Origin of the sequence: Sneathiella sp. (assembly GCF_041689005.1) — a bacterium.
GTDB lineage: Bacteria > Pseudomonadota > Alphaproteobacteria > Sneathiellales > Sneathiellaceae > Sneathiella.
The window spans coordinates 1-8820 of sequence record NZ_JBDNHC010000058.1 but is presented as its reverse complement, the minus strand read 5'-3'; the positions used below and the strand labels follow the sequence as shown (position 1 = coordinate 8820).

Sequence of the window (8820 nt, the reverse complement as noted above, 5' to 3'; positions counted from 1 at the left end):
TTGCGCGGGATTTAATCGCCAAAGGACAGGATGATGTTGTGATCATCGACAAGCTCACCTATGCGGGGAGCCTTGAAAGCCTGAAACCGGTGAGCAACAGCCCGCAATATCATTTCTCCGAAACCGATATTTGCGATCGCGCCGCCATCGGGGCGCTGTTTATGAAATACAAGCCCACGACGGTCTATCATCTGGCGGCGGAATCCCATGTTGATCGCTCCATCGATGGCCCGGCGGATTTTGTTCAGACCAACCTTGTCGGGACATTTAACATGCTGGACGCGGCCTATCAGTTCTGGCGGGAACAGGATGAAGTGGTTCAAAAAACATTTCGGTTTCTCCATGTCTCGACGGATGAGGTGTATGGCGAGCTTGGCGCGGAGGGAAAGTTTTCCGAAACCAGTGCCTATGATCCGAGTTCGCCCTATTCGGCAAGCAAGGCCGGATCCGACCATCTCGCCCGCGCCTGGCACCGCACATATGGCCTGCCGGTTCTGGTCACCAATTGCTCGAATAACTACGGCCCTTACCAGTTTCCGGAGAAGCTGCTGCCGGTCGTCATTCTGAACGCGCTGCAGGGCAAGGACCTTCCGGTCTATGGCAAGGGCGAGAATATTCGCGATTGGCTCTATGTCGAGGACCATGCGACGGCCTTGCAACAGGTGGTGAAGGACGGCAAGGTTGGTGAAACTTATATGATCGGCGGCCGTGCCGAGCAAACCAATATTGCCATGGTGCGGGCCATCTGTAAGGTGATGGATGGGAGATTTCCCGACCGCGCCCCACATGAGAAGCTGATCCGTTTCGTCACTGACCGGCCGGGCCATGATGCCCGCTACGCGGTCGATTGCACGAAGATCGAAACCGAGCTCGGCTGGTCACAATCGCTGGACCTGGAAACGGGTCTGGAGAAAACCGTTGACTGGTATCTCGATAATCTCGACTGGGTGAAGGCTGTTGCCAAGGACTATACCCAGGAAAGACTGGGGCTGGGGAAAGCGGGCGGATGAAAATACTGGTAACCGGTGCCGGTGGCCAAGTCGGGGCAGCGCTGCAGGACCTCGGGTCCGCCGCCGGCCATGACATGATCGGGCTTGATCGTCGGGCGCTCGATATTTCGGATAAGCAGGCCGTTCTTGATGCCCTGCCGCTCCATAATCCGGACTGCGTTATCAACGCAGCCGCCTACACGGCTGTCGATAAGGCCGAAGACGATGAAGAGGTAGCCTTCGCCATCAATGCAAAGGGGCCGGAGAATTTGGCAAAAGCCTGCAAAAAGCTGGACATTTCATTTTTGCATATCTCGACAGACTTTGTCTTTGACGGCGAGAAAACCGGAGCCTATCTGGAAGAAGATCCTGTCGCACCGCTCAGCATCTATGGCAAGAGCAAGGCGGAGGGAGAGGGGCGTATTCTCAAAACCAGCGGCAAATTTATCATTTTCAGGACTGCCTGGGTGTTTGGGGGCACGCAAAATTTTGTCACCACCATGAGACGGTTGGGGGAAACCCGCGATGAGCTCAATATCGTCGACGATCAGACCGGCGGCCCGACGTCCTGCACCGACATCGCAAGAAGCCTGCTTATCATCGCCGAGCGGGTAGCAAAGCCGGATTTTACGGACTGGGGCCTGTATCATTATTGCGGGGCGCCTTCGGTTACCTGGTATGGCTTCGCCCGCGCCATATTTGCTGGACGCGATGGACCCGTTCTTCACCCGATCCCGACGAAGGACTACCCGACACCCGCCCGGCGCCCGAAAAACTCTGTCCTGGATTGCGGCAAGATTAAACGGGTTTTCGGTATTGATCAGCCAGACTGGCGGACGGCATTAGCGGAAGTTTTGGCGCAGTTATAGCGAGATCACGGCTTCAGCCCTGCTTCTCACTCTGGCCGATATGGAACAGACAGTCACCCCGGATAACCCGCGCCTGTTGCCGTTTGGCAAGTATGACGCCTGTATCCTCAAAAAAAAGCTCCACCGGTTCCCGGCCAGGGGTTTCCGGCCGGTGGATAAGGGCTGCTGGTTGTCCGACTTCAACATCGTCGCCCGGATCGGCAAGCGGCCCATAAACGCCGGGCTCGCTGGCGAAGATACTACCCTCGGCAAGAAAGGTCCGGCCTGTCGTCGTCACGGGTTCCGGTGAGGTGGTCAAGACACCAATGCGGTGCAGAGCCCGCATCAGGCCGTCACCGGCCAGTTTCGGCAGTCCTTTTGACACAGTGCCGCCGCCCGCAAGTTCCGTCAGAATGCTGCAGACACCCTTGCGAAAGGCCGCCGCTGAGGAAAAGCTGCCCGCATTGCTGCGCTCAAAATAAAGGGTGTAGGGCAGGCCGAATGCCTTCTCGATCTGTTGCTTGATTTCCAGGTGCGGGTCACCCTTGGTGACGGAGAAGAGAAGGGTCGGCTGGTAGAAGAGGGAGCTGCCCCCGGAATGCAGATCAAACAGGAAATCAGCACGCTCCAGCAGGGTATTTTCAATGTAATGGGCGATTTGCTGGGTCGGGGACCCGGTTTCACTTCCGGGAAAGGACCGGTTAAGGTTCCCCTGATCAAGCGGGGAAGTGCGCAGGCCCGCCTCGGCCGCCGGAAAATTCGCCATCGGCAAAACAATCAACTGGCCGCGTATCTGATCGAGCGGCAGAGTGCGGATCAGTGAGGAAAGAATAACCTGGCCTTCATATTCGTCGCCATGGTTGCCGGACATCAGCAACACCGTCGGGCCGTCACCATTTTTGAGACTGGCGATCGGGATCGGGATATAGCCATAGGCGGATCGATGAACGGAATGCAATAATTGAAGATAGCCGTGCTGGATGCCGTCTTTATCAAGATCAATTGTGCTGGAAATAAGCGAAGACATGGTCAGATGCACCTGTTGGATGAGACGAGAAGGGCGGACCTTTATCATAGCCCATTACGGTGGGCGGATGTAAACCAGAAAATTGATGTACGCCCCTGTCAGAGCAAAAAAATAGCCCGCCGGAGGGGCGGGCTATTCTTGTTTCATCGGCTGAAATCAGGCGGCTTTATCTTCGATAAGCTTGCCTTTACCGATTTCGATGGTGCGGGGCTTTAACGCCTCCGGGATTTCGCGAACAAGATCGATATGGAGCAGTCCGTTTTCCATGGTGGCGCTGACCACCTTGATGGTCTCCGCGAGTTCGAAATTCTGCGAGAACGAACGGGCAGCAAGACCCCGATGCAGATATTCGCCGTCGTCCTTTTCCTTGGCCGACTTCCCGGAGATTTTTAGGGAGTTTTGGCTCGCGGTAATATCAATTTCATCCTCCGTAAATCCGGCGACAGCCATCGTAATACGGAAATTATCCGCGTCTGTCTTCACGATGTTATAGGGCGGAAAACCATTTTCACTCGAGGCACGTTCCAGTCCACGAAATAGTTGTTCAATGCGGTCAAAGCCGACAGTTGAACGCAAAAGGGGGGAATAGTCAAAAGTACGCATCTTTAATATCCTCCTGAAAGAAGCAATATGTTAGGTTTGCCATGATGGCCAAAACCCTGATTATCAGGCCCTTATAGGCACCTGACAGCAAATATATATGGAGTTATCCACTGGTTTCAAGGGACCGGAATATGGAAAAATTAACTTTTGCACGATAGGGTTTACGGCAATAAACACCTTGGGCATAACGCCTCCATGTGAGAAACAAGGGAAACTCATGAGTACGCGCGGGGATAACAGGACAGTCCAGAAGTCCGGAACGATATTCTTCTCCCGTACTTATGATGAAGTATTGTCGCTTATCCGGGAAACCCGTGATTATCTGACAGGCCCCGGTCAGGCGGCGCTGAAATCCCTGCCGTCAGAGGTTAGTTTTGGCTACGCGGCGGAATCGCTCAGACTGACGACCCGCCTGACAGAATGCATGTCCTGGCTGATGTTCCAACGGGCGCTGCAGACGGGGGAGATATCAGTCGAACAGGCGCAGGAACCGGAATGTCATTTGCAACATTCCGATGTATGCCTGCCAACGGAAGTTGCCGTTGACGCCCAGCTATTGCCGGCCGGTCTACAATCCCTGCTCGATCGGAGCGAAAAGCTCTACGCGCGCGTTGCCCGTCTTGACCGCCAGGGGGTGGAGGCCTACCAAAAGCGCCACGGGTAAGACATTATGCCACGCAAGAAAAAGGCGCCTTTGGAGGCGCCTTATCCGAAAATCTCGAAGCGGTTTATCGTCAGCGGGTTATTTGATGCCGAAACTTGCAAAACGCTTGTTGAACTTGGCCACCCGTCCGTCTTCGCGATGATGCTGCGCGCCACCGGTCCAGGCAGGATGCGTTTTGACGTCGATATCAAGCTTCAGAACATCGCCTTCCTTGCCATAGGTGGAGCGGGTTTCGAAGGTCGTCCCATCAGTCATCTGAACAGAAATGGTATGGTAATCTGGATGTATATCTTTTTTCATATCGACTCACCCCCTTGGGGACGCTAAAATTCACTAAGCGCGGTATATATTAAAGCTTTGCCTCTATGGCAAGCGAAGATGTTATTTTTCCGTATTTTTTCTTGCATTCTCGGCGCTGACCTTTACACCCATGCACTATGAACTGTGAGAAACCGGACAAGGCACGTGACTGACTTGATCGACACTAACCGCGAGGCGGACAATACGGATAAATCGAAGCAGGTCGTCACCCGGCTCTGGCAACTGGCGCGATTCGTGCGGCCCTATCGGCTACAGGTTGTCGGGGCCCTGATCGCCCTTGTCTTCGCGGCAGGCAGTACGCTCATGATCGGGCAGGCGATCCGGCTTCTGCTCGATAAGGGTTTTTCGGCAAAATCCCTTGATCTTGATCCCTATTTTATTGGTCTGATGGGGGTCGTTACTGTCCTCGCCATCGCCACGTTTGGCCGGTATTATCTTGTTTCCTGGATTGGTGAGCGGGTGATCGCGGATGTCCGCAAAGCTGTGTTTAACCATGTGCTTACGCTCAATCCGGCATTTTTCGAAATAACCCGGACGGGGGAGGTGCTTTCTCGCCTGACCACAGATACGACATTGATCCAGACCGTGATCGGCTCGTCTATCTCGGTGGCGCTTCGGAATTTCCTGCTGTTTATCGGGGGGCTTGCCCTGCTGATCTATACCAGCCCGACGCTTGCCGGGATGGTGCTGCTGGTGGTGCCGTTTATTATTATCCCGATTATCGTATTCGGCCGTCAGGTACGAAAATTGAGCCGCGCCAATCAGGACAGCGTGGCCAATGTCAGTTCCCGGGCCGACGAGACCTTGCGCGCCATCCAGACGTCTCAGGCCTATACGCATGAGGAGCACGACCGCCTTCAGTTCGGCGCCGACGTCGAGCTTAGCGTTGGCATCGCCATGCGGCGTATCAAGGCCCGCGCCTGGCTGACCGCGATGGTGATTCTGCTGATTTTCGGCGCCATAGATTTCGTCCTTTGGAGTGGTGCGACCTCTGTGGTTAGCGGGACCATGTCAGCGGGAACACTCGGCTCCTTCGTTTTTTACGCGGTGGTGGTCGCGGGGTCCATGGGCTCACTCAGTGAAGTTTGGGGCGACCTGCAACGGGCGGCCGGTGCGTCTGAGCGGCTGCTCGAACTGCTTGCCGAGGTTCCAACAGTGGCGGTGACTGAAAACCCGAGGCCGATTACCAGCCGGATCAAGACGAGCATTCAATTTGACGATGTGACCTTCCGCTATCCTTCACGTCCGGACACAGCGGCGCTGAACGGGGTATCGCTGGAGGTCAACAAGGGGGAAACAGTGGCGCTGGTTGGCCCGAGCGGTGCGGGAAAGACCACGATCTTCCAGTTGCTGCTCCGGTTTTATGACCCGCAGTCCGGTACCATTACTATTGACGGCGTAGATATTGCCAAGGTGGACCCGACTCGGCTTCGCGCGTTGATGGGGCTAGTCCCGCAGGACGCGGTGATTTTCGCGGATAATGCCCTGAATAATATTCGCTATGGCCGGCCTGATGCAACCGATGCGGAGGTTCGCGCTGCCGCAGAAGCGGCCGCGGCAGCCGATTTTATCGACGCGATGCCGGAGGGGTTCCAGACAGAATTCGGCGAGCGAGGGATTAAGCTTTCCGGTGGTCAGAAACAACGTATTGCCATTGCCCGGGCGATCCTTCGCGACCCGCAGATTTTGCTGCTGGATGAGGCAACTTCGGCGCTAGATGCGGAAAGTGAACAGCTTGTCCAGATTGCTCTGGAACATCTGATGCAAAACCGGACAACATTGGTGATCGCCCATCGGTTGGCCACGGTCCTGAATGCGGATCGTATCGTCGTTCTGGAGAATGGCAGGGTGGTGAACCAGGGAACCCATGCCGAGTTAATGCGCGAAGATGGGCTTTATGCCAGGCTTGCAAAACTGCAGTTTGACACTGGCCGGAGCGCGTTATCCGCTTAAGCGGCGAAGCCGTCGAGAAGGGCGGCAAGTTGTCCTTCACGATTTTCATTGCTGAAAAACCGGTCGTAATAGAGCCGCGCTGCGTCGCCTCTCGCCGGTAAATCCTCGCGCCTGTCGTAAAGCTGCTGGACAGCGAGCGCAAGGGCCTCTGGGTCTCCCGGAGGTATTTGTAGCAATCCTTGCGTCTCGGCCTCGGGGTAAGCGCTGGATTGCCGGGTAATGACGGTCCGGCCGGAGGCAAGGGATTGATAGACCTTGTTGGGAATCACCCGGGCAGCCTTGTCGCTGGTGCCAAAAATGCCGAGCAGGACATCGGCCTGATGGATGCGGGCAGGCAAGTCGGCATAGGGCAGGTACCCGGAGAAGGATATCGATGAATGATCTCCGGCGTCGGCTTCACAGGTTTTACGCAACGGTCCATCACCGACAAAGGCCCATTGAACCGGTGCCGTGCAGATTTTTGCCGCCGCGACAATGATTTCAGGGGCCTGAAGGCCAATGAAACTGCCAAAGAACAGGACCTCAAACGGTTGCCGCGGCGATTTTTCTACCATCGGCGCCGGGTAAAACAGCGTGTCCTCCGCGCCGAGCGTAACCACCTTGATTTTATTGGCGGCGAGGTTAAACATTTCTTCGAAGAAATCAGCATGGGCGGCGGTATCGGCAATCACTATATCGGCGGCATTAAAACATTTTCCTTCCCAGTCGAGCAGTTTTTTTGCCTGTTTCGATTCAACGGGAAACTTGCGCCGCTCGAACACCTGCTTATCATAGGCGGAAATCATTGGATCAAAAACGAGAGGGATATTTTTACCGCGCGCCCATTGCGCGGCGGCAAGGACATCCCGTTGGCGAAAGGCCGGAAGCCAGATCAGGTCCGGTGCCTTAACGGCCCGTAGCGTCGCCTCCAGGGCGGCGAGGGCGCTTATTCCCGGTCGGAAGTCAATGATCCGCCATCCGAGGCTGGTGAATGCTTGCCGCATAATCCGGTTGCGGGCATAGTCGGCATCGAAACGGCCCCACCAGAGAACCGTTTTTTTGTTTGTTTCCTGTTTCACTTATCCAGAACCAGCTGGTCGATGACATCCAGGGGCAACAGGTCCGCGAGACTATCTTTCTGCATGACCCGCACCTGTGGCCCGCGGGGTCTCGACAGCGTGGGGTCGGAGGCACGGGAAAACAACACGACGGTTTGGCAGCCGACAGCCGAGATTAAATGCAATGGCCCCGTATCATTGCCCACGGCGACGGTTGCCTCTGATCCCAGTGCGGCGATATCGCCAAAATCGGTTTGGCAAGACAGGTCTTTTGCCGCAGGGCAAATTTCTATTATTGTGGCGATGGCCTCGGCCTCGGCCGGGCCGCCGATGAGGGCAACTGTCAAGCCCTTGCCGTCAAGATAGGCAGCCAGCTCACCGAAGCATTTCGCCGGCCATCTTTTTTCCGGGCGATGGGCAGCCCCGCCCGGCACCAGCAGGGCATAGGGGGCTTTGAGCTCAAATTTTGAGATATCGGACTTGGCCCAAGAGAAATCGGCAGCAGGCATCTGATCGATTCCAGCAAGCTTTAATTGATCGGCATGTCGCTCGATCGTATGAATTTTTGTTCGTGAGGGGCTGGTATGTGGATGCGAGCAGCCTTTGGCAATGCCGCACCATTCCGGCTTTTTACCGGGCGAGAAGAACCGGAAATAGGAATTCGATCGGGTGGAGGTCTGCAGGTCATAGACGCGGTCAAAACGTCCCGCTCGCAATTTCCGTATCAGGGCGAGCAACTTGCCGGGCTGGCTGATTTTCGGCCGCTCATCAATCCAGACATCATCAAACAGGCCGGATTTTTGCAGAAAGGCTGCAAACGGCCGGGTCGTCAGCAGTGTTATATGCGCATCGGGATGGAAGGCGCGAATTGCCTGAAATGGCGACTGCGCTAGAATGACATCGCCAAGCGCCCCATGCTTGATGACGAGGATATTCTTGGTCTGGCTGGTCACTATCTTTCTGTCAGTTTCAGCTCAATCCGGCGATTGCGGAGATAGCCGATTTCATCATCGCGAGGATCGATGGGCTGGAATTCCCCAAACCCGGTCGGTGCCAGTCGTGCGGGCGGCACACCTTGGCTAATCAGGAATTTTGTCACCGAGAGAGCGCGGGCAATCGATAATTCCCAGTTGGAGGGGAAACGGCTGGTATTAATAGGCTGCTTGTCCGTATGGCCGTCGACACGCAAGATCCAGTCGATTTCAGGGGGGATGTCTTTTGCAATGCTGAGCAGGGTTTCAGCAAATTTCGCCATATCCTCGCGGCCACGGGGCCCAAGTTCGGCGCGCCCTTCGTCGAACAAAACCTCAGACTGGAAGACGAACCGGTCGCCGACGATGCTAATCCCAGACCGGTCCTTCAACACCTGACGCAGTTT

The 8820-nt window shown here is 55.6% G+C and carries 10 protein-coding genes; 4 read left to right on the top strand and 6 right to left on the bottom strand.

The genetic code is table 11. The features are described 5' to 3' along the window. The coding region (gene rfbB, locus ACESNI_RS06690) for a dTDP-glucose 4,6-dehydratase (protein WP_373085762.1) at nucleotides 1-1010 on the top strand (1010 nt) is incomplete at its 5' end. Beyond that, on the top strand, nucleotides 1007-1858 hold the full coding sequence (gene rfbD / locus ACESNI_RS06685; protein WP_373085761.1) for a dTDP-4-dehydrorhamnose reductase: 852 nt from the start codon (nucleotides 1007-1009) through the stop codon (nucleotides 1856-1858). The genes rfbB and rfbD, both read left to right, overlap by 4 nt. A 13-nt stretch (nucleotides 1859-1871) precedes the next feature. On the opposite strand, the gene ACESNI_RS06680 is transcribed toward rfbD, so the two are convergent. Both ACESNI_RS06680 and ACESNI_RS06675 read right to left on the bottom strand, forming a co-directional pair. Continuing rightward, the gene (locus ACESNI_RS06680; RefSeq protein WP_373085760.1) at nucleotides 1872-2864 is read right to left on the bottom strand and encodes a succinylglutamate desuccinylase/aspartoacylase family protein; all 993 of its coding nucleotides are present in this window, start codon (nucleotides 2862-2864) and stop codon (nucleotides 1872-1874) included. Between the two features lie 156 nt (nucleotides 2865-3020). After that, nucleotides 3021-3467, bottom strand: coding sequence for an Hsp20 family protein (locus tag ACESNI_RS06675; protein WP_373085759.1), 447 nt, complete (start codon nucleotides 3465-3467; stop codon nucleotides 3021-3023). Nucleotides 3468-3684: 217 nt separating this feature from the next. Here ACESNI_RS06675 and ACESNI_RS06670 point away from each other — a divergent pair, with 217 nt between their 5' ends. Beyond that, a complete protein-coding gene (locus tag ACESNI_RS06670) occupies nucleotides 3685-4131 on the top strand; it encodes a DUF1465 family protein (RefSeq protein WP_373085758.1) in 447 nt (148 codons plus the stop codon). A gap of 78 nt (nucleotides 4132-4209) precedes the next feature. Here ACESNI_RS06670 and rpmE read toward each other — a convergent pair whose 3' ends face one another. Next, the gene (gene rpmE, locus ACESNI_RS06665) at nucleotides 4210-4431 is read right to left on the bottom strand and encodes a 50S ribosomal protein L31 (protein WP_373085757.1); all 222 of its coding nucleotides are present in this window, start codon (nucleotides 4429-4431) and stop codon (nucleotides 4210-4212) included. 174 nt (nucleotides 4432-4605) lie between these two features. On the opposite strand from rpmE, the gene ACESNI_RS06660 reads away from it, so the two are divergent. Next, entirely contained in the window at nucleotides 4606-6405 is a 1800-nt protein-coding gene (locus ACESNI_RS06660) for an ABC transporter transmembrane domain-containing protein (protein ID WP_373085763.1), read from the top strand. On the opposite strand, the gene ACESNI_RS06655 is transcribed toward ACESNI_RS06660, so the two are convergent. The 3 genes from ACESNI_RS06655 to ACESNI_RS06645 all read right to left on the bottom strand — a co-directional run. Continuing rightward, nucleotides 6402-7463 (bottom strand): glycosyltransferase, encoded by a 1062-nt coding sequence (locus tag ACESNI_RS06655; protein WP_373085756.1) that lies wholly within the window; start codon nucleotides 7461-7463, stop codon nucleotides 6402-6404. The genes ACESNI_RS06660 and ACESNI_RS06655 overlap by 4 nt on opposite strands. Next, nucleotides 7460-8395, bottom strand: coding sequence for a glycosyltransferase family 9 protein (locus ACESNI_RS06650; protein ID WP_373085755.1), 936 nt, complete (start codon nucleotides 8393-8395; stop codon nucleotides 7460-7462). The genes ACESNI_RS06655 and ACESNI_RS06650 overlap by 4 nt, the downstream gene beginning before the upstream one ends. Beyond that, nucleotides 8395-8820 (bottom strand): OmpA family protein (locus tag ACESNI_RS06645; protein ID WP_373085753.1); only part of this gene is annotated, 426 nt, incomplete at its 5' end. The genes ACESNI_RS06650 and ACESNI_RS06645, both read right to left, overlap by 1 nt.

Excerpts from the sequence above, each read along its gene's own strand:
- rpmE (WP_373085757.1), bottom strand. The coding sequence starts at position 4,431 with ATGAAAAAAGATATACATCCAGATTACCATACCATTTCTGTTCAGATG.
- rfbD (WP_373085761.1), top strand. The coding sequence starts at position 1,007 with ATGAAAATACTGGTAACCGGTGCCGGTGGCCAAGTCGGGGCAGCGCTG.
- ACESNI_RS06680 (WP_373085760.1), bottom strand. The coding sequence starts at position 2,864 with ATGTCTTCGCTTATTTCCAGCACAATTGATCTTGATAAAGACGGCATC.
- ACESNI_RS06670 (WP_373085758.1), top strand. The coding sequence starts at position 3,685 with ATGAGTACGCGCGGGGATAACAGGACAGTCCAGAAGTCCGGAACGATA.
- ACESNI_RS06675 (WP_373085759.1), bottom strand. The coding sequence starts at position 3,467 with ATGCGTACTTTTGACTATTCCCCCCTTTTGCGTTCAACTGTCGGCTTT.